This window comes from Variovorax sp. MHTC-1, from assembly GCF_003984645.1.
Taxonomy (GTDB): Bacteria; Pseudomonadota; Gammaproteobacteria; order Burkholderiales; family Burkholderiaceae_C; genus Variovorax.
Genome location: NZ_RWKI01000013.1, coordinates 1 through 19,517 on the forward strand (window position 1 = coordinate 1; position 19,517 = coordinate 19,517).

The 19,517-nt window shown below is 68.8% G+C and carries 15 protein-coding genes; 11 read left to right on the top strand and 4 right to left on the bottom strand.

Going from position 1 to position 19,517, the window contains the following annotated elements; genetic code table 11:
- Positions 1 to 6 precede the first annotated feature (6 nt).
- Positions 7 to 1,362, bottom strand: a complete 1,356-nt coding sequence (locus EJI01_RS19755) for a 3-deoxy-D-manno-octulosonic acid transferase (RefSeq protein ID WP_126838837.1) — start codon at positions 1,360 to 1,362, stop codon at positions 7 to 9.
- 15 nt (positions 1,363 to 1,377) lie between these two features.
- On the bottom strand, positions 1,378 to 2,760 hold the full coding sequence (locus tag EJI01_RS19760) for a phosphomannomutase/phosphoglucomutase (protein WP_126838838.1): 1,383 nt from the start codon (positions 2,758 to 2,760) through the stop codon (positions 1,378 to 1,380).
- Between the two features lie 116 nt (positions 2,761 to 2,876).
- On the opposite strand from EJI01_RS19760, the gene EJI01_RS19765 reads away from it, so the two are divergent.
- The 3 genes from EJI01_RS19765 to EJI01_RS19775 are packed head-to-tail and all read left to right on the top strand — an operon-like array spanning position 2,877 to position 5,892.
- The gene (locus EJI01_RS19765; RefSeq protein ID WP_126838839.1) at positions 2,877 to 4,421 is read left to right on the top strand and encodes a DNA-3-methyladenine glycosylase 2 family protein; all 1,545 of its coding nucleotides are present in this window, start codon (positions 2,877 to 2,879) and stop codon (positions 4,419 to 4,421) included.
- Entirely contained in the window at positions 4,418 to 4,915 is a 498-nt protein-coding gene (locus EJI01_RS19770) for a methylated-DNA--[protein]-cysteine S-methyltransferase (RefSeq protein WP_126838840.1), read from the top strand. The genes EJI01_RS19765 and EJI01_RS19770 overlap by 4 nt, the downstream gene beginning before the upstream one ends.
- A complete protein-coding gene (locus EJI01_RS19775) occupies positions 4,912 to 5,892 on the top strand; it encodes a DMT family transporter (protein ID WP_260602529.1) in 981 nt (326 codons plus the stop codon). The genes EJI01_RS19770 and EJI01_RS19775 overlap by 4 nt, the downstream gene beginning before the upstream one ends.
- Here EJI01_RS19775 and EJI01_RS19780 read toward each other — a convergent pair.
- Positions 5,864 to 6,517: a DUF1345 domain-containing protein gene (locus EJI01_RS19780; protein WP_126838841.1), complete on the bottom strand. Its 654-nt coding sequence runs from the start codon at positions 6,515 to 6,517 to the stop codon at positions 5,864 to 5,866. The genes EJI01_RS19775 and EJI01_RS19780 overlap by 29 nt on opposite strands.
- A gap of 99 nt (positions 6,518 to 6,616) precedes the next feature.
- Between EJI01_RS19780 and EJI01_RS19785 the strand changes: the two genes are divergently transcribed.
- Both EJI01_RS19785 and EJI01_RS19790 read left to right on the top strand, forming a co-directional pair.
- A complete protein-coding gene (locus tag EJI01_RS19785; RefSeq protein ID WP_126838842.1) occupies positions 6,617 to 7,333 on the top strand; it encodes a c-type cytochrome in 717 nt (238 codons plus the stop codon).
- A 5-nt stretch (positions 7,334 to 7,338) separates the two neighbouring features.
- Positions 7,339 to 8,601 (top strand): c-type cytochrome, encoded by a 1,263-nt coding sequence (locus tag EJI01_RS19790; protein ID WP_126838937.1) that lies wholly within the window; start codon positions 7,339 to 7,341, stop codon positions 8,599 to 8,601.
- Positions 8,602 to 8,611: 10 nt separating this feature from the next.
- Here the strand turns inward: EJI01_RS19790 and EJI01_RS19795 are convergent, their stop codons facing one another.
- Positions 8,612 to 9,484 carry a cupin domain-containing protein gene (locus EJI01_RS19795; RefSeq protein WP_260602531.1) on the bottom strand — a complete coding sequence of 291 codons (873 nt, stop codon included), beginning with the start codon at positions 9,482 to 9,484 and terminating at the stop codon, positions 8,612 to 8,614.
- A 296-nt stretch (positions 9,485 to 9,780) separates the two neighbouring features.
- Between EJI01_RS19795 and EJI01_RS19800 the strand changes: the two genes are divergently transcribed.
- From EJI01_RS19800 to EJI01_RS19825, 6 genes are all read left to right on the top strand, one after another.
- Positions 9,781 to 11,997: a heavy metal translocating P-type ATPase gene (locus EJI01_RS19800; RefSeq protein ID WP_312846069.1), complete on the top strand. Its 2,217-nt coding sequence runs from the start codon at positions 9,781 to 9,783 to the stop codon at positions 11,995 to 11,997.
- Entirely contained in the window at positions 11,994 to 12,425 is a 432-nt protein-coding gene (gene cueR, locus EJI01_RS19805; protein ID WP_260602532.1) for a Cu(I)-responsive transcriptional regulator, read from the top strand. The genes EJI01_RS19800 and cueR overlap by 4 nt, the downstream gene beginning before the upstream one ends.
- Before the next feature lie 173 nt (positions 12,426 to 12,598).
- Positions 12,599 to 13,042 (top strand): hypothetical protein, encoded by a 444-nt coding sequence (locus EJI01_RS19810; RefSeq protein WP_126838845.1) that lies wholly within the window; start codon positions 12,599 to 12,601, stop codon positions 13,040 to 13,042.
- A 140-nt stretch (positions 13,043 to 13,182) separates the two neighbouring features.
- Positions 13,183 to 14,508, top strand: coding sequence for a TolC family protein (locus tag EJI01_RS19815; RefSeq protein WP_126838846.1), 1,326 nt, complete (start codon positions 13,183 to 13,185; stop codon positions 14,506 to 14,508).
- 2 nt (positions 14,509 to 14,510) lie between these two features.
- Positions 14,511 to 16,163, top strand: coding sequence for an efflux RND transporter periplasmic adaptor subunit (locus EJI01_RS19820; protein ID WP_126838847.1), 1,653 nt, complete (start codon positions 14,511 to 14,513; stop codon positions 16,161 to 16,163).
- The gene (locus EJI01_RS19825; RefSeq protein ID WP_126838848.1) at positions 16,160 to 19,330 is read left to right on the top strand and encodes an efflux RND transporter permease subunit; all 3,171 of its coding nucleotides are present in this window, start codon (positions 16,160 to 16,162) and stop codon (positions 19,328 to 19,330) included. The genes EJI01_RS19820 and EJI01_RS19825 overlap by 4 nt, the downstream gene beginning before the upstream one ends.
- Positions 19,331 to 19,517: the final 187 nt, after the last annotated feature.

Here is a 19,517-nt window from a genome sequence, read left to right on the forward strand (position 1 = left end):
CGCGTTCTATTCGAGGCTGGGCTCTGCCCGTTCTTCGGTCTCGACCGTCGCGGCCTCCGCAATCGCCAGCACCGCCGTGGCCGTGCGCTGCGCCGCGCCGCGGTTCGAATTGGCGAAAGCCAGCGCGGCCTCGGCCATCGCTTCGCGCCGCTCGGGTTTCTCGACCAGCTTGAGCGCGGCCGTCACCGCCTGCTCCATGCTGTCCACGCGCAGCGAGGCGCCGGCCGCGAGCGAAAGTTCGGCCGCCTCGGCGAAGTTGAAGGTCGACGGCCCCATGATCACCGGGCAACCGCAGGCCGCGGCCTCGATCAGGTTCTGGCCGCCCAGCGGCTCGAAGCTGCCGCCCAGCAGCGCTGCGTCGGCCAGGCCGTAGTAGAGCGCCATCTCGCCCAAGGAATCGCCGAGCCAGATCTCGCATTCCGCCGGCGCGCCGGCCGCGCTGCGCCGCGCCACCGCGAAGCCGTGCGATTCGACCAGCGCCGCGACCTCGTCGAAGCGTTGCGGATGGCGCGGCACGATCATCCATTGCACGTCGTGCACGCGCTTGGCGATCGAATGCACCGCATCCTGCGCCGGCGGCACCGGCGCCAGCGCACCGAAGCGCTTGAGCACTTCGAGCAGCTGCGCTTCCTCGCCGTCGCGCGAGCTTGCGAGCACCACCACCGGCCTCGGCAGCTGCTCGCGCAGGCGCGCGGCCGCGCCGAGCTGGCGCGCATCGGGCGTGGCGTCGAACTTGAGGTTGCCGAACACGCCCGCCACCTTGGCGCCGAGCGAAACCAGCCGGTGCGAATCGGCCTCGGTCTGCGCCCATACCGCGGCCAATGCCGAGTAAGCGGGCCGCGCGAGCCAGCCCAGGCGCTCGGCCGAGGCCAGCGAGTTCTCGTTCAGCCGCGCGTTGGCCAGCACCAGCGGAATGCCGCGTTCGGCGCAGGCTGCCGACATCTGGGGCCAGACCTCGGTTTCCATCAGCACGCCGATGCGCGGCTGGAAGCGATCGAGAAAGCGCGCCACCGGTTCGGGCGCATCCCAGGGCTGCCAGACCTGCAGATCGCCGGGCTCCAGCAGCTTGGCGCCCTCCTCGCGCCCGGTGGCCGTGCCGTTGGTCAGCAGGATCGGAATGCCCGGGTACTGACGCCGCAGCTCGGCGATCAGGATGCCGGCCGCACGCGCCTCGCCGAGCGAGACCGCATGGATCCAGCACCAGCCGGTGCCGCTCGCGGCCTCGTCATAGTGGCCGAAGCGCTCCTCGACTGCATGCGCATAGCCGGGCTCGGCCACGGCCCGGCGCCGCAGCTTGCGCCGCACCAGGGGTTCGGCCAGGGAAGTGAAGACGCCGTAGAGGCGCAGCAGCAACGAACGCACGCTTTGAGCTGGAGTTCAGTGTGCGGCTTCGGCCAGCGTGGCGTCGGGCTTCACGCTCTTCAGGAGCGCGAGCATCTCCTTCTGGATGCGATCCAGCGCCGCCTGCGTCTGGCCCTCGAAGCGCAGCACCAGCACCGGCGTGGTGTTGGAGGCGCGAATGAGGCCGAAGCCGTCGGGCCAGTCGACGCGCACGCCGTCGATGGTCGAGACCTTGGCCGGCGCATCGAACTTCGCGGTCTGCACGAGCTGGTCGACCACGGCGTGGGGCTCGCCCTCGGCGCACTTGACGTTGAGTTCCGGCGTCGAGAAGCTGGTCGGCAGTGCGTTGAGCGTGTCGCTCGCATTCGGCGTCTTGCTCAGGATCTCCAGCAGGCGGCAACCGGCATAGGTGCCGTCGTCGAAGCCGAACCAGCGCTCCTTGAAGAAGATGTGGCCGCTCATCTCGCCGCCCAAGGGCGATGCGATCTCCTTCATCTTGGCCTTGATGAGCGAGTGGCCGGTCTTGTAGATCAGCGGCTTGCCGCCGGCGGCCTCGATCGCGGGGCCGAGGCGCTGCGAACACTTGACGTCGTAGACGATGGTGCCGCCCGGCACGCGCGAGAGCACGTCCTGCGCGAACAGCATCATCTGGCGGTCAGGGTAGATGTTCTGCCCGTCCTTGGTGACGATGCCGAGGCGGTCGCCGTCGCCGTCGAAGGCCAGGCCCAGCTCGGCGTCGCCGGTTTGCAGCGCGGCGATCAGGTCCTTGAGGTTCTCGGGCTTGCTGGGATCGGGGTGGTGGTTCGGAAAATTGCCATCGACCTCGCTGAAGAGCTCGGTCACCTCGCAGCCGATGGCACGCAGGATCGCCGGAGCCGACGCGCCGGCGATGCCGTTGCCCGAATCGACCACGATCTTGAGCGGACGCGCCAGCTTGATGTCGCCGACGATGCGCTGCGTGTAGGCCTCGGTCACGTCCACCTTGCGCACGCTGCCGCCGGGGGCGAGCTTGGCGCTGCCGGCTTCCATCACCTTGTAGAGGCCCTGGATCTCGTCGCCGTAGATCGCGCGGCCGGCCAGTACCATCTTGAAACCGTTGTAGTCCTTCGGGTTGTGGCTCCCGGTGACCTGGATGCCGCTGTTCGACAGCGTGCTGGCCGCGAAATAGAGCATCGGCGTCGTGACCGCGCCGACATCGATCACCTCGATGCCGGTGGCCACCAGGCCGGCAACCAGCGCCTCGACGATGGCCGGGCCCGACAGGCGTCCGTCGCGCCCCACTGCCACCGACTTCTCGCCCGCTGCGCGCGCCGCGCTGCCGAAGGCCTTGCCGAGCGCCTCGGCAACCTCGGCGTCGAGCGTGGTGGGCACGACGCCGCGAATGTCATAGGCCTTGAAGATCGATGCACTGAGCTGCATGGGCTTCCTTTGAATTTGAAAGTTCACAAACTGAGGACCATTGTAGGCATGGCCCTCCTGAGCCAAATGTCCGGAAATGGCTACTCCTGCGCGCCGGGACACCTATCATTCCCCGCATGCTTGCCGCCACCGCACCCACCGCCGGACTCGAGAGCGACGCCTGCTACCTGGCCATGAAGGCTCACGATGCACGCTTCGACGGCTCCTTCTTCACCGGCGTGACTTCCACCGGCGTCTACTGCCGCCCGGTCTGCCGCGTGAAGCTGCCGCGGCGCGAGAACTGCCGCTTCTTCCGCCATGCGGCGCAGGCCGAGGCAGCGGGCTTTCGGCCTTGCCTGCGCTGCCGGCCCGAGCTCGCGCCGCGGGCCGCGAGTTGGTCGACCGAAGACGCATCGCGCATTCTTGCCTTGCAAGCCGCGCGCCTGATCGACGAACCCGATGCCTGGGACGAGGACGGGCCCGGCGCCGCGCGCATCGCCGCACGGCTCGGCGTGAGCGACCGCCACCTGCGCCGCATCTTCGAGACCCAGTTCGGCGTGTCGCCGCTGCAGTACCTGCAGACGCGCCGCCTGCTGGCAGCCAAGCAGCTGATCGCCGACACGCGGCTGCCGATGACGCAGGTCGCGCTGGCCAGCGGCTTCGCGAGCGTGCGCCGCTTCAATGCGGCCTTCGTGACGCACTACGGACTCAATCCGAGCGCGCTGCGGCGCGCCGGCCCTGCCGGCGATGGCCGCGAAGGCGAGGCCGTCAACGTGCGGCTGGGCTTTCGGCCGCCCTACGACGCGGCCGCGATGCTGGGCTTCTTCGCGCGCCGGGCCCTCGGCGGCGTCGAGTCGATCACCGACACCGGCGGCGTGCCGCAACTGGCGCGCACGCTGCGCGTCGTGCAGGGCGAGCACGTGCATGCGGGCTGGCTGCAGCTTCGCTTCGACGCAGAGCGCGAGCAGCTGCTGCTGCGCGTCGGCGATTCGCTGGCCGCGGTGCTGCCGATCGTGATCAGCCGCGTGCGCGCCATGCTCGACCTGGATGCCGAGCCGATGGCGATCAACGGCGCGCTGCATGCAGCCTTTCCGCACGGCGACGGGCTGCGCGTGCCGGGCACGGTCGATGGCTTCGAGCTCGCGGTGCGCGCCGTGCTCGGCCAGCAGATCACGGTGGCCGCAGCGCGCACCATGGGCACGCGGCTGGTGCAGGCCTTCGGCGCACCGGTCGCGACGCCGGTCGCCGGGCTGGACCGCCTGTTCCCCACGCCGGCGGCCATCGCAGCCGCGAGCGGCGACGCGCTGGGCCAGCTCGGCATCGTGCGGCAACGCCAGGCCGCGTTGAGCGCGCTCGCGCGCGAAGTGCAAGCGGGCCGGCTGGCATTGCATGCCGGCGCCGACGTCCCCGCCACCCTCGCGGCCCTGCAGGCCCTGCCCGGCATCGGCGACTGGACCGCGCAGTACATCGCGATGCGCGCACTGCGCTGGCCCGATGCCTTCCCGGCCGGCGACGTCGCGCTGCAGAAGGCGCTCCGCGTCTCCTCGGCACGCGCGGCGACCGAAGCCTCGCAAGCCTGGCGTCCGTGGCGCAGCTACGCTGTGCTGCGGGCCTGGCACAGTCTTCCCCCTGTTTCTCCCGCTGTCGATGCCGCGGCAGCCCTTTCTTCCGATCCGCCATGAAATTCAAGAACACCCCCATTCGCAGCAGCTGTATCGACAGCCCGCTCGGCGGCATCACGCTGGCCGCCACCGACGAAGGCCTGGCCGGCGCCTGGTTCGACCGGCAACGCCACTGGCCCGACACGGGCGGCTGGCAGCCCGATGCAGACCATCCGGTGCTGCGCGAGGCGGCCACGCAGCTCGCCGACTACTTCGCCGGCAGGCGCCGGCATTTCGACCTGCCGCTCGACCTCTCGCACGGCACCGGCTTCCAGCAGGCGGTGTGGCAGGCCCTGCTCGCCATTCCCGCGGGCCGCACCACCAGCTACGGCGCCTTGAGCGCCGGCATCGGCAAGCCGGCCGCCGTACGCGCGGTCGGCGCCGCCGTGGGCCGCAATCCGATCAGCGTGATCGTCCCTTGCCACCGTGTGCTGGGCACCAACGGCTCGCTGACCGGCTATGCAGGCGGACTCGAGCGCAAGAGCGCGCTGCTCGAACTGGAAGGTGCACTGTGAGCGAAGGCGACTGCACGACAACCTCTGCTGCGCTCCCGACCGCCGCGCGTCCCGCCAGCCGACGCTGGCTGGTCGATCTGGTGCTCTTGGGCATGCTCTGGGGCGCGTCCTTCCTGTTCATGCGCGTCGGCGCCGCCGAGTTCGGCGCGCTGCCGACGGCCGCGGTGCGCGTCGCGATCGCGATGTTGTTTCTGCTCCCGCTGCTGTTCATGCGCAGCCAATGGTCCAGCTTCACGCAGTACTGGAAGCCGGCGCTCGGCATCGGCGTGCTCAACTCCGGCCTGCCCTTCGCCTTCTTCTCCTTCGCACTGCTCACCATCAACAGTGGCCTCGCCGCCGTGATCAACGCGACGGTGCCGATGTTCGGCGCGCTGGTGGCCTGGGGCTTCTTCGGCGAGCGGCCCGATCGCTCGCGCACGCTCGGCCTCGTGATCGGCTTCGCCGGCGTCGCGATGTTGGCCGGCCGCAGCGCGGGCTTGCAGTCGGGCGCGGACGAGACTGCTGCACGCTGGGCCATCGGCGCCTGTCTCGCGGCCTGCATCTGCTATGCCTTCGCGGCCAGCCTGACGCGCAAGCACCTGGGCGGCGTGCCGGCGCTCGCCACCGCGACCGGCAGCCAGATCGGCGCCACGCTGGCGCTCGCGCTGCCGGCCCTTTGGTTCTGGCCGGCGACGATGCCGAGCCTGCAGGCCTGGCTCGCGCTGATCGTGCTCGGCACCGCCTGCACCGGCCTGGCCTACATCCTGTTCTTCCGCCTGATCGAGACCGCCGGCCCGGCGCGCGCGCTGACCGTGACTTTCCTGGTGCCGGTTTTCGCGCTGTTCTACGGCGCCGTCTTCCTCGGCGAGGAGATCACGCAGTGGATGCTGATCTGCGCGGTGGTGATCGTCTGCGGCGTGGCCTTGTCGACGGGGCTGGTCAAGCTGGGTCGCCGGCAGCGCGACGTTGCTATTGCATCGCCCCGGCCACCACGTTGATCGACAGCGCAAGCACCAGCATGTTGAAGGCGAAGGACAGCACGCTGTGCACCAGCGTGATGCGCCGCATTTCGCGCGAGCTGACCTGCACGTCGGACACCTGCGAGCACATGCCGACCACGAAGGCGTAGTAGAGAAAGTCGAAGTAGTCGGGGTCCAGCTTGCCGGGGAAATCCAGCCCCGGGTGCTCGCGCCCGCTTTCCACCTGGTAGTAGCGGTGCGCGTAGTGGAAACCGTAGATCGTGTGGATCATGAGCCAGGAGCCCGCCAGCGCGACCAGCCCGAGCGCGATGTGACCGGCGCGCTCCGTGCCGCCCATCTGCTTGACCTGCTGTAGCAGCATCGCGATCGCCACCACGCTGGCGCCGACCACGCCGAGCATGCTTGCGAGGATCAGCGCGCTGGGCTGGTCCAGCGACACCGCACGCAGCCGCGTGCTTTCTGCATCCGAACGCTCGGCCAGCCACCAGGCCGACAGCAGGTACACGGCGGCGCCGAAGCACCAGCCCAGCAGGCCGCGCGCAATGCCGTCCAGCGGCCAGGGCAGCAGGGCCGCCGCCAGGCCGATGATTGCGCAGCACAGCAGGCGCTGCCAGCCGACCATCCAGGAAAAAAGGATGCGCATGCGGGCACTGTAGCGCCCCGCGCCTGCAACTGGCCCGGTCGCCGGCGCGCACACTGAGCCTGTTCTACAGCCCACCATGCGGGGAGAATCGCGCGCAGCATGAACATCCCACGCTTCTGGCGAACCCTGCTGTTCGCCGCCTGCGGCCTCGTGACGCTGCCGCCTGCCACCGCTGCGACAGCCGCGCGCGTCCCCGACACCATCGAGCAGCGCGTGGCCGCCTGCATCGCCTGCCACGGCCGCGAAGGCGCCAGCACCAACGCGGGCTACTTCCCGCGGCTGGCCGGCAAGCCCGAGGGCTACCTCTACAACCAGCTGCTGAGCTTTCGCGACGGGCGGCGCTTCAACAGCGACATGGTCCACATGGTGCGTCACCTCTCGGATGCCTACCTGCGCGAGATCGCAGGCTACTTCGCCCAGCTCGACCTGCCCTACCCGCCCGTGCCCACCCGCACCGACGCGTCGGAGCAAAGCCTGCAGCACGGCAAGACCCTCGCCCTGCAGGGCGATGCGCGCCGCGGCATTCCGGCCTGCGCCCAATGCCATGGCGAAGCGCTCACCGGTGTCGCGCCCGCCATTCCCTCGCTGCTGGGCCTGCCGCGCCTCTACCTCGCGTCGCAGCTCGGCGACTGGCTCAACAACGGCCGCCATGCGCTGCCGCCCGATTGCATGGCGCAGGTAGGGCGCAAGCTGAACTCGGCCGACATCAACGCGGTGGCGAGCTGGCTGGCCGTGCAGCCGGTGCCGGCGAATCCCAAGCCTGCAGCCGCGCTGCCGGGACCGCTGCCGATGCCTTGCAGCGCGATGGGGCGATGAACGCCATGCGACGCTTTCTCTACGCGATCGTCATCGTGTTCGCGCTGCTGGCACTGGCCGCGCTCGCGATCGTCGCGCTCAACCTGCGCGGCGAAGACAAGCTGCCCGACACGCCGGCCGCCTTCACCGCCACGCCGGCCCTGGTCGAACGCGGCCGCTATCTCGCGCTGGCCGGCAACTGCGCCGGCTGCCACACGGCGCGCGGCGGCGCGCCCTATGCCGGTGGGCTTGGCATCGAGACGCCTTTCGGCACGGTGTACGCGAGCAATCTCACGCCGCACGACAACGCCGGCATCGGCCGCTGGAGCGCCGCGCATTTCTGGCGCGCGCTGCACAACGGCCGCTCGATGGACGGGCGCCTGCTCTACCCCGCCTTTCCCTATCCGAGCTTCACGCGCGTCACGCGCGAGGACTCCGACGCGATCTACGCCTACCTGCGCACCGTCCCGCCCGCGGCGACCCCGAACGCGCCGCACAAGCTGCGCTTTCCCTACGACACGCAGGCCGCCCTCGCCGTCTGGCGCGCGCTCTTCTTCACGCCGGGAATCTTCGTCGCCGATCCCGCCAAGCCGGCCGAGTGGAACCGGGGCGCCTACCTGGTCGACGGCCTGGGCCACTGCATCGCCTGCCACGGCACGCGCAACGTGCTGGGCGCCACCGAGGAGAAGCTGGGCCTCGCGGGCGGCCCGGTCGAGAACTGGTATGCGCCATCGCTCAACTCCAGGCGCGAGGCCAGCGTCGCGGACTGGGACACGCAACACGTGGTCGCGCTGCTCAAGAACGGCAGCTCGCCGCGCGGCTCGGTCATGGGGCCGATGGCCGACGTGGTCTACCGCAGCACCCAGCACCTGAGCGAGACAGATCTGCAGGCGATGGCGGTGTTCCTGAAGCAACTGCCAGAACGCGTGCCGACTGCTGCAGCGACAGCACCCGCGGGCCGCGACGCGCGCGTGATGGCGCGCGGCGCGCAGATCTATGACCAGCGCTGCGCGTACTGCCACGGCGACGCCGGCCAGGGCGCCGAGGGTGCCTACCCGCCGCTCGCGGGCAATCGCGTGGTCCGGATGGACTCGACCGTCAACCTGGTGCAGATAGTGCGCCACGGCGGTTTCCTGCCAGCCACGGCGGGCAATCCGCGCCCCTATGGCATGCCGCCTTTCGGCCATGTGCTCGACGACGACGGCATCGCCGCCGTGCTCACCTACATCCGTGGCTCGTGGGGCAACCATGCGCCGCCGGTCACGCGGCAGGAAACGATGCGCCGCTGAGAAGTCCCGCTCAGTACGAGCCCGGCGGCGGCGCCGTCGCCAGCTTGAAGCGCGCGGCCGGCCCGATCCTGCTGACGATCGAGGCGCGCGCCGCGCCGACAAGGCGGCCCATGGGCGCCTTGAGGGCGTCCAGGGCAGACGAATCGCCGGGGTAGGCAGGCGACAGCCCGCACCTGCGCAGGACCCGGTTCACCTGGTGAATGCGCGCGGTGTTGCGCGTGGCCGAGGTGTAGAAGGTCACGCCGACGGAGATCGACACCCGGTCGCCCGGCGAGGTCCAGGCGGTGTCGGAACTCGTCATGTGCGGCGAGGTGCTGGGGAAATAGACGCCGTCTCCCGGATGGGCGTTGAACTCGTGGCTGAGAGGCCGGAACTCCTCCTTGTAGCGCACCTTTCTGAGCGACTGGCTGACGATGAAATCCTCCACCGCCTCGGCCGGCACGATGCTGCGGTCCCTGTGATCCCAGACGTTGAGCGTCTTGCGCCCGTGCAGCTGCAGCCAGAGGTTGTTTTCGCGATCGATGTGGAAGGGGGTGACCGAGGGCGGCACCGTGATGAAGACGAAGCCGTTCACCCGGAAGATGCCGGGCTGCTCGCGCTCGATCTGTGCACGCATCGTGCCCACGATCTCATCGAGCAAGGCCTGGTAGCGTGGAATGACTTCGATGTTGTAGAGGGCGAGCCAGGCGTTCAGCTCTTCGATGCGCTCGAAACACTCGTCAATGCTGCGCCCGTCCGGATGCAGGCTGTCGTGTGCGATCTTGCAAGCCGGCGTGACGTCGCGCCGCATGAACCGGCACTGGCTGAAAGGCACGAGCTCCTTGGCGAGCTTGGCCAGTTCGTGCATCTGGAACAGGGGATGCTCGTGTATGTTGTGATGCAACGCGGCAATCCTGTAGGTGGAAAAGCGCGCAGCGTCGTCTGCCCACACCCGGTAGGTTGCAGGGGGCGCCACGGCAAACTGGCTGCAATCTCCCATTGCGAATCTCCCCGGCGCGCTTCATCGCGTCTAATACTTTCGTTTACTTTCCACAGGCAGATTAAACGGCAACCGGCGAGAACGGGCCACATGTAGACCGCGTACCAAGCAAGGTTGTCGCATGCGATCATTTGACACTCCCATCATGGGAAGGTTGAAGCTCCGTGCCAGCTGCACAACGTCTGGAAATGGGAGATTCGATGAACGACAGCCTGGCGATGCCGTCGCCCGCATCTGCGCTGAGCCTGCAGATCGAAGGCATGACCTGCGCGTCCTGCGTTTCGCGCGTCGAGAAGGCGCTGGCCAAGGTGCCGGGCGTGGCTTCCGCGGCCGTGAACCTGGCCACGGAGAAGGCCGAGGTCGAGCTCGCCGACCGCACGCTCGACGTGCACAGCCTGATCGCCGCCGTGCAGAAGGCAGGCTATGCCGCGCACGAAGCCGAGGAGGAAGCACCGATGGCGCCGGCCACCGCCGCCCGCCGCTGGCCCGACTGGTGGCCGGTCGCCGTGGCGGCCCTGCTCTCGGCGCCGCTCGTGCTGCCGATGTTCGGCTCGCTGTTCGGCAGGACCTGGATGCTCGACGGGTGGCTGCAGCTTGCGCTGGCGGCGCCGGTGCAATTCTGGCTCGGCGCCCGCTTCTACCGCGCCGGATGGAAGGCCTTGAAGGCCGGCACCGGCAACATGGATTTGCTGGTGGCTCTCGGCACCAGCGCCGGCTACGGGCTCAGCGCCTACCTGCTCTATACCCATGTGGACCACGGCATGCCGCCGCATTTGTACTTCGAGGCCTCGGCGGTGGTGATCACGCTGGTGCTGCTGGGCAAATGGCTCGAGACGCGCGCCAAGCGCCAGACCACCGAGGCGATCCGCGCCTTGAATGCGCTGCGCCCCGAGCGCGCGCGCCTGCGCCGCGACGGCGTGGACCGGGAGGTGGCGCTGGGGCAGGTCCAGGTCGGCGACCTGGTGGTGGTGCGGCCCGGCGAGCGCGTGCCGGTGGACGGCCACGTGGTCGAGGGTGCGAGCGAGGTCGACGAATCGCTGATCACCGGCGAGAGCCTGCCGGTCGCCAAGCAGGTGGACGACGCGGTGACCGGCGGCGCCGTCAACGGCCAGGGCCTGCTGGTGGTCCGGACCACCGCCGTGGGCGCGGAATCGACGCTCGCGCGCATCGTGCGGCTGGTCGAATCCGCGCAAGCGAAGAAGGCGCCGATCCAGCGCCTGGTCGACCGCGTCAGCAGCGTGTTCGTGCCGGTCGTCATCGGCATCGCGCTCGTGACCGTGCTCGGCTGGGGGTTCGGCACCGGCGACTGGGAGGCCGCGATCCTCAACGCGGTGGCCGTGCTGGTGATTGCCTGCCCCTGCGCGCTCGGCCTCGCGACGCCGACCGCGATCATGGCGGGCACCGGCGTGGCCGCGCGGCACGGGGTGCTGATCAAGGACGCCGAGGCGCTCGAAGTGGCGCACAGCGTGAAGGTCATCGCTTTCGACAAGACGGGGACGCTGACCGAAGGCCGGCCGGAGCTGGTCGCCTTCGAAGCGGCGGACGGCGACGCGGCCGCCCTGCTGCGCGCGAGCGCGGCGATCCAGGCGGGCAGCGAGCATCCGCTGGCCCGCGCGGTGCTCGCACGGGCCCACGAGATGGGCCTCGAGATCCCGCGCGCCGGCGAGATCCGCGCCGTCGCCGGGCGCGGCATGGCGGCGACTGTCGAGGGCCGCGCGCTGCGCCTGGGCAGCACGCGTTTCATGGGCGAGCTCTCGGTGCCGCTGGGCAAGCTCGATGCACGCGCGTCGCAGCTGCAGGCCGAGGGCCGCACGGTGTCCTGGCTGGCCGACGTGAGCGACCGCCCGAAGCTGATCGGCCTCCTGGCCTTCGGCGATGCACCCAAGCAGAGCGCCGCGGCGGCCATCGCGCAGCTGCACGCGCAAGGCATCCGCACCGCGCTGGTCACCGGCGACAACCGCGGCAGCGCCGAGATGGTGGCGAAGCTGCTGAAGATCGACACCGTGCGCGCCGAGGTGCTGCCCGAAGACAAGGCCGCAATGCTCGCGCAGCTGAAGGCCGAGGGCGGGCGCGTTGCGATGGTAGGCGACGGCATCAACGATGCGCCGGCGCTGGCCGCGGCCGATGTCGGCATCGCGATGTCCACCGGCACCGACGTCGCGATGCATGCGGCCGGCATCACGCTGATGCGCGGCGACCCGGCGTTGGTGAGCGACGCGATCGACATCTCGCGCCGCACCTACGCCAAGATCCGGCAGAACCTGTTCTGGGCCTTCGTCTACAACGTGGTCGGCATCCCGCTCGCGGCCTTCGGCCTGCTGAGCCCGGTGATGGCCGGCGCGGCGATGGCTCTCAGCAGCGTGAGCGTGGTGGGCAATGCGCTGCTCTTGCGGCGCTGGAAAGGAAACGCGCAATGAGCCGCAGCAACAGCCAGGCAGTGCTCGGCATGGAGCCCTTCAACATCGGCGAGGCGTCGGCCCGCTCCGGCGTCTCGGCCAAGATGGTGCGGCACTACGAGTCGCTCGGGCTGGTGCCCAAGGTGAACCGCACCGATGCCGGCTACCGGCAGTACACCGCCAACGACGTGCACACGCTGCGCTTCATCCGGCGCGCGCGCGACCTCGGCTTCAGCATGGCGGAGATCGCCGAGCTCTTGAAGCTGTGGCAAAACAAGCGCCGCGCGAGCGCGGACGTCAAGCGCATCGCGCTGGCCCACGCGGACGACCTGCGCCGGCGCATCGAGGAGATGGAAGCCATGAAGCGCACGCTGGAGCGCCTGGCCGAATGCTGCCACGGCGACCATCGGCCGGATTGCCCGATCCTCGACGAGCTGGCCGAAAAGTAGCGCGTCCGACAGTTCCAATGGATTTGTTCGAGAATCGAGTCTCTCCGGCTCTGGCCCCTCCATCTCCCGCCATTCATGTTTGCCAGTTCAGTCACCGCCCACCCGCTCGCCAGCGCATCTCGCGCTGGCGATGCGCTGCCGCTGGCTTGCCGGGCGGCTCTGGAGGCGAGTCCATGAAGCGCCGATGGCTGCACAGGGTCGGCCGCGCGCTGATCGGCGTGCTGCTCTTTGCGCAAATGGCCGTCGCGGCCTACGCCTGTCCCGGACTCCTTTCGGGTGCTTCGATCGAGATGCAGATGCTCTCGGGCACCGAGGCGGCGCTCGACGTCAGCAACGAAGCCATGCCGATGGCGGCTGACCAGGCCGCCGGTCCCTGCGCCGACATGGCCGGGGCGACGGACCCGTCACCCAATCTTTGCGCCGAACATTGCCGCTACGGCCAGCAGAGCGACCATGCCCCGACGCTGACGGTGCCCGCCGTACTGCTCACGACTCTTCCCATCACTCCCTACGCGACTGACGTCGCGATGCGGCCGCGCCCTGCGGCCGCTGCGTCGAGTGCATTGGCTTCGGTGGATCCGCCGCACGCCATCCTGCACTGCTGTTTCCGAACTTGATCTCTTAGACGACGTTGCGCTGACGACCCTCGACGGGGTCGGCTCGGTGCATCGGTCGTGCTCGCCTGCGCCGATGGGCTCCTGCTCGCCCGGCGCACCGGGCGCTACACGAAGCCGTTGTTTCGTTGTCTGGAGAGTTCATGTTCATCGTTTCATTCCTGGCTGCACCACGAGGAAGGCGAGCTCGCCTGTCGCTCGCCGCAACTGCGTTGTGCCTGGCCCTCGCAACCCTGAGCGCGCACGCCGAGCCCGCGCTGACGCTCGAGCGCGCAGTGGAGCTGGCGCAGCAACGCTCGCGCCAACTTACGGCGCAGGATGCGGCCGCGTCAGCCTCGCGCGAGATGGCAGTCGCCGCCGGGCAGTTGCCCGATCCGACGCTCAAGGCCGGAATCGACAACCTGCCCGTCAACGGCGCCGACCGCTTGAGCTTGACGCGCGACTTCATGACCATGCGCTCCATTGGCGTGATGCAGGAATTGACCCGCGCAGACAAGCGCCAGGCCAGGTCGGCCCGCTTCGAGCGCGAGGCAGAGGCGGCCGAGGCAGGACGTGCCGCGGCACTCGCCAGTCTGCAGCGGGACACTGCAGCCGCCTGGCTGGAGCGCCACTACCGGGAACGTGTGCGTGCCATTCTGGTCGCTCAGCGTGACGAGGCCGGCCTTCAGATCGAGGCTGCCGACGCCGCCTACCGCGGGGGGCGAGGCTCGCAGGCCGACGCGTTCGCCGCGCGCATGGCCGTCGCCCGGATCGACGACACCATCCGGCAGGCCGACAGGCAGATCGCGACGGCCAAGACGAAGCTTGCGCGCTGGCTCGGCGACGACGCCCATCAGGCATTGGGCGCACCACCGGAACTGTCCGATCTCCCCCTCGATGAACGCAATCTGGACGCTCGGATCGCGAACCACCCGCAGATCGCCATGTTGGCCAGGCAAGAGGAAGTCGCGCGCGCCGAGGCCGAGGTGGCCCGAAGCAACAAGCGCTCCGACTGGAGCGTGGAGCTGATGTACAGCCAGCGCGGCTCCGCCTACTCGAACATGGTCTCGCTCAATGTCTCGATCCCACTGCAAGTCGACCCGGCGAAACGACAGGATCGCGAGCTCGCCGCCAAGCTGGCCCTGGCGGATCAGGCACACGACCAGCGCGAGGAAGCCCTTCGCGAGCGCCTGGCAGAAGCGCGCAGCTGGCTGCAAGAGTGGCAGAGCAACCGGGACCGCCTGGCTCACTACGACAACACCTTGATCCCACTGGCCTCGGAGCGCACGCGCGCCGCGATGGCGGCGTATCGGGGAGGCGGGCTGCTCGGCAGCGTGCTCGAGGCCAGGCGCGTGGAGATCGACACGCGCATGGAACGGGTTCGTCTCGAGATGGAGACGGCGGGTCTCTGGGCGCAACTCAACTACCTGATTCCGATCGAGCGCCGATCGGCTCTGCAGGATCGAGCATCTGAAGCGACGGAGAAATGAACATGAAGCTCAAACCCCTCTTGATCGGATCGATCGCCGCCGGCGTCCTCGCCGCGGCGGGCTTCGGCTTGTACATCCTCGGCATGCAGCGCGGCATGGGCCTGGCTGCAGCGCCAGCGCCGGCTTCCGCGACACCGGGGACACCGGCGACACCGGCAGCCCCGAGCAACGAGACGGGCGAGGACGCCACTCGGCGCCATATGGCCGCCGGCCTCAAAGCCGGCGACACCGACCCCGCGAACGGCAAGAAGATCCTCTACTACCACGACCCCATGGTGCCGGGAAACAGGTTCGACAAGCCGGCCAAGTCGCCCTTCATGGACATGATGATGTCGCCGGTCTATGCCGGCGGCGACGGCGACCGGAACAGTGTGACCGTGAGCCCGCGCGTCCAGCAGAACCTGGGCGTGCGCACCGCAGTCGTGTCGGAAGGCACGCTGTCCCCGCAGGTCGCGGCGGTCGGCAGCATCGCTTTCAACGAACGCGACCAGGCCATCGTGCAGGCACGGGCGACCGGCTACGTCGAGCGCCTGCACGTGCGTGCCACGTTCGACCGGGTGGCCAAGGGGCAGGCTCTCGCCCAACTCTATGTTCCCGACTGGATTGCAGCGCAGGAGGAGTTCCTGTCGGTTCAGCGCATGCGTGGCACCGACCTGGCTCCATTGGTCGAGGGTGCCCGCCAGCGCATGCGGCAGGTGGGCATGAGCGAAGGACAGATCGAACTCGTGGCGCGCAGCGGCCGCACGCAGCCCCGCAGCACGCTGCTTGCGCCGATCGGTGGCGTCATCACCGAATTGACGACGAGAGAGGGGATGACGGTGATGCCGGGCGCCACGCTGTTTCGCATCAACGGTCTTTCCACTGTCTGGGCCAACGCCGAGGTGCCGGAAAGCCAAGCGGCGCTCGTGCGACCGGGCGCCAAAGTGCAGGCCAGGAGCCCGGCCGCACCCGGCGAAACCTTCGACGGCAAGGTGCAGGCCATCCTCCCCGACGTCGACCCGGCGACGCGCACCTTGAAGGCGCGGCTGGAGCTGGCGAACCCGGGCGGCCGGCTGGTGCCGGGCATGTTCGTGTCGATGCAATTCATGGACATGCGCGCCGACAAGATGCTGCTGATTCCGACCGAGGCCGTCATCCAGACAGGCAAGCGCACCGTGGTCATGCTGGCCGAGGAGAACGGCCGCTTCAGCCCGGTGGATGTCGAGATCGGCATCGAGAGCGCAGGCCAGACCGAGGTCAAGCGCGGGCTGCAGGCCGGACAGCGCGTTCTGGTGTCTTCCCAGTTCCTGATCGACTCGGAAGCCAGCCTCAAGGGTGTCGAGGCGCGCTTGAACAGCGTGCCCGCGGCGGGCGCTGCGCTTTCCGGCGCCGCGGCGACGAGCGCTCCGAGACATGTCGGCGAAGGCAAGGTGGAAAGCCTGAGCAAGGATGCGATGACCTTGTCCCACGACCCCATCGCCACGATGAAGTGGGGCCCGATGACCATGGACTTCAAGCTGCCCACAGGCGGCGCACCGCGCAATGTACGGACCGGCGACCGGGTGACCTTCGAGTTCTTCATGGACAAGGACGACCTGCCGCAGCTCACCCGAGTGACGCCGATGGCGCCCGAGCCCAAGGCGGCAGCGCCCGCTCCAACGGGAAGCAAGCAATGATCGCCGGGCTCATCCGATGGTCGATCGGCAATCGCTTCCTGGTGTTGCTGGCCACGCTGATGATCAGCGCCTGGGGCGTGTACTCGGTGTCGAAGGCGCCGCTCGACGCGCTGCCGGATCTGTCGGACGTGCAGGTCATCATCCGCACGAGCTATCCGGGGCAGGCGCCGCGCATTGTCGAGAACCAGATCACCTATCCGCTGACGACGACGATGCTGTCGGTGCCGGGCGCGAAGACGGTACGCGGCTATTCGTTCTTCGGCGACTCGTTCGTGTACGTGCTGTTCGACGACGGCACCGACCTGTACTGGGCGCGCTCGCGCGTGCTCGAATACCTGAACCAGGTGCAGTCGCGCCTGCCGGCCGGCGCCAAGGCTGCGCTCGGCCCCGACGCCACCGGCGTGGGCTGGATCTACCAGTACGCGCTGGTCGACCGCAGCGGCACGCAAGACGCCTCGCAGCTGCGCGCCCTGCAGGACTGGTTCCTGAAGTACGAGTTGAAGACCGTGCCCAACGTCGCCGAGGTGGCCTCGGTGGGAGGCATGGTGCGGCAATACCAGGTCGTTCTCGATCCCGACAAGCTCGCGGCCTACAGGATCGCGCACACGAAAGTCGTCGAAGCGATCCAGAAGGCCAACCAGGAAACCGGCGGGTCGGTGCTCGAGCTCGGCGAGGCGGAATACATGGTCCGCGCCTCGGGCTACCTCCAGAGCCTGGATGACTTCCGCAAGGTGCCGCTCATGACGACCGATGCCGGCGTGTCGGTGCGCCTGGGCGACGTGGCGCGCATCCAGGTCGGCCCCGAGATGCGCCGCGGCATCGGCGAGCTCGACGGCGAGGGCGAAGCCGCAGGCGGCGTGATCGTGATGCGCTCGGGCAAGAACGCGCTGGAGACCATTGCCGCGGTGAAGGAAAAGCTCAAGACACTGCAGGCAAGCCTGCCCCGGGGCGTGGAGATCGTGCCGACCTACGACCGGTCGAGCCTGATCGAGCGCGCGGTGCAGAACCTGAGTCACAAGCTGCTGGAGGAGTTCCTCGTCGTCGCGGTGGTGTGCTTCATTTTCCTGTTCCACCTGCGATCGGCCTTCGTTGCCATCGTGTCGCTCCCGATCGGCATCCTGACCGCCTTCATCGTGATGCACTACCAGGGCGTCAACGCCAACATCATGTCGCTCGGCGGCATCGCGATCGCCATCGGCGCGATGGTCGATGCGGCGGTCGTGATGATCGAGAACGCCCACAAGCACATCGAGCGCTGGAACCACGAACATCCGGGCCAGACATTGCGCGGCGAGCCACACTGGCGCGTGATCGCCGATTCGGCGGCCGAGGTGGGTCCCGCGCTGTTCTTCTCGCTGCTCATCATCACGCTGTCCTTCATTCCGGTGTTCACGCTGGAGGCGCAGGAAGGACGGCTGTTCTCGCCGCTGGCCTTCACCAAGACCTACGCGATGGCGGCGGCCGCCGGCCTTTCGGTGACCTTGATCCCGGTGCTGATGGGCTACCTGATCCGCGGCCGGATTCCCGACGAGAAGGCCAATCCCCTGAATCGCTTTCTCATCGCGGCCTATCGGCCGTTGCTGAACGCAGTGCTGCGCTGGCCGAAGCTGACGCTGGTGGGCGCGGCGATCGTGCTGGTGCTGAGCCTGTGGCCGCTGCAGCACATCGGCGGCGAGTTCATGCCGCAACTGGACGAAGGCGATCTGCTCTACATGCCGTCGGCGCTTCCGGGCTTGTCGGCCGGGAAGGCGAGCCAGCTCCTGCAGCAGACCGATCGCCTGATCAAGACCGTGCCCGAGGTGGCCAGCGTGTACGGAAAGGCCGGGCGTGCAGAGACGGCCACCGATCCGGCGCCGATGGAGATGTTCGAGACCACGATCCAGTTCAAGCCCCAGAACGAATGGCGGGCCGGCATGACGCAGGACAAGCTGGTCGAGGAACTCGACCGCATCGTCAAGGTGCCGGGCCTGACCAACATCTGGGTGCCGCCGATCCGCAACCGCATCGACATGCTGGCCACCGGCATCAAGAGTCCTGTCGGCGTGAAGGTCGCAGGCACCGACCTCGTCACCATCGACCGCCTGACGGGCGAGATCGAGCGTGCGCTCAAGGATGTTCCGGGCGTGTCGAGCGCGCTCGCCGAGCGGCTTACCGGCGGCCGCTACGTGGACGTGAACATCAAGCGCGACGAGGCCGCGCGCTTTGGCATGAACATCGCAGACGTGCAGTCGGTGATCGCCTCGGCGGTGGGTGGCGAGAACATCGGCGAGACGGTCGAAGGCCTGCAACGCTTCCCGATCAACATGCGCTACCCGCGCGAGATCCGCGATTCGCTGGAGAAGCTGCGAACCTTGCCGATCGTCACGGAGCGCGGCGCGCGGCTGCTGCTCTCCGACGTGGCGGATGTCCGCATCACCGACGGCCCGCCGATGCTGCGCAGCGAGAACGCGCGGCTGTCGGGCTGGGTGTATGTGGACATTCGTGGGCGCGACCTTCGCTCGGCGGTCCAGGACATGCAGCGCGTGGTCGTGAAAGAGGTGAGGCTGCCGCCGGGCTATTCGATCTCCTGGTCGGGGCAGTTCGAGTTCCTGGAGCGCGCCACTGCGAAGCTGAAAGTGGTCGTGCCCTTCACGCTGCTGATCATCTTCGTGCTGCTGTACCTGAGCTTCAAGCGCTTCGACGAGGCGCTGCTGATCATGGTCGCCCTGCCCTTTGCCCTGGTCGGTGGCATCTGGCTGCTGTACCTGCTCGGCTACAACCTGTCCGTCGCCGGCGCGGTCGGATTCATCGCGCTCGCCGGGGTGTCCGCAGAGTTCGGCGTGATCATGCTGCTGTACCTCAAACACGCCTGGCAAAACCGCATCGACGACGGACGCACCGGAGATGCCGATCTGCTGGACGCGATCCGCGAAGGCGCGGTGCTGCGCGTGCGGCCCAAGGCGATGACGGTCGCCGTCGTCCTGGCCGGCCTGTTCCCGATCATGTGGGGCAGCGGCACCGGCTCGGAGCTCATGCAGCGCATCGCCGCGCCGATGATTGGCGGGATGATCACTGCGCCGCTGCTGTCGATGTTCGTGATTCCGGCGGCGTACTTGCTGATGCGCCGGCCGCGTGAGCAACGCGCACCTGGGCTTGCGTTCTGGAGAAGGCGCCATGGCACGAGCTGAATGCCTCCGACGATGGCGTGCACGCTTTGGCGTTGCGCTGTTGCTGTGTCTGGCGCTGCTCGGCGTAAGAGCGCGGGCGTCGATCTCTGTGATGCAGGAGGCCGGGCCGCAAGCGATCTCGGTCATGGCCTCGGGGTCGATGCCGATGGCCTCCGAGCGCATGCCCTGCGCGCGCTGCTACGTCGCT

Excerpts from the sequence above, each read along its gene's own strand:
- EJI01_RS19760 (WP_126838838.1), bottom strand. The coding sequence starts at position 2,760 with ATGCAGCTCAGTGCATCGATCTTCAAGGCCTATGACATTCGCGGCGTC.
- EJI01_RS19765 (WP_126838839.1), top strand. The coding sequence starts at position 2,877 with ATGCTTGCCGCCACCGCACCCACCGCCGGACTCGAGAGCGACGCCTGC.
- EJI01_RS19770 (WP_126838840.1), top strand. The coding sequence starts at position 4,418 with ATGAAATTCAAGAACACCCCCATTCGCAGCAGCTGTATCGACAGCCCG.
- EJI01_RS19780 (WP_126838841.1), bottom strand. The coding sequence starts at position 6,517 with ATGCGCATCCTTTTTTCCTGGATGGTCGGCTGGCAGCGCCTGCTGTGC.
- EJI01_RS19785 (WP_126838842.1), top strand. The coding sequence starts at position 6,617 with ATGAACATCCCACGCTTCTGGCGAACCCTGCTGTTCGCCGCCTGCGGC.
- EJI01_RS19790 (WP_126838937.1), top strand. The coding sequence starts at position 7,339 with ATGCGACGCTTTCTCTACGCGATCGTCATCGTGTTCGCGCTGCTGGCA.
- EJI01_RS19800 (WP_312846069.1), top strand. The coding sequence starts at position 9,781 with ATGAACGACAGCCTGGCGATGCCGTCGCCCGCATCTGCGCTGAGCCTG.
- cueR (WP_260602532.1), top strand. The coding sequence starts at position 11,994 with ATGAGCCGCAGCAACAGCCAGGCAGTGCTCGGCATGGAGCCCTTCAAC.
- EJI01_RS19810 (WP_126838845.1), top strand. The coding sequence starts at position 12,599 with ATGAAGCGCCGATGGCTGCACAGGGTCGGCCGCGCGCTGATCGGCGTG.
- EJI01_RS19815 (WP_126838846.1), top strand. The coding sequence starts at position 13,183 with ATGTTCATCGTTTCATTCCTGGCTGCACCACGAGGAAGGCGAGCTCGC.
- EJI01_RS19820 (WP_126838847.1), top strand. The coding sequence starts at position 14,511 with ATGAAGCTCAAACCCCTCTTGATCGGATCGATCGCCGCCGGCGTCCTC.
- EJI01_RS19825 (WP_126838848.1), top strand. The coding sequence starts at position 16,160 with ATGATCGCCGGGCTCATCCGATGGTCGATCGGCAATCGCTTCCTGGTG.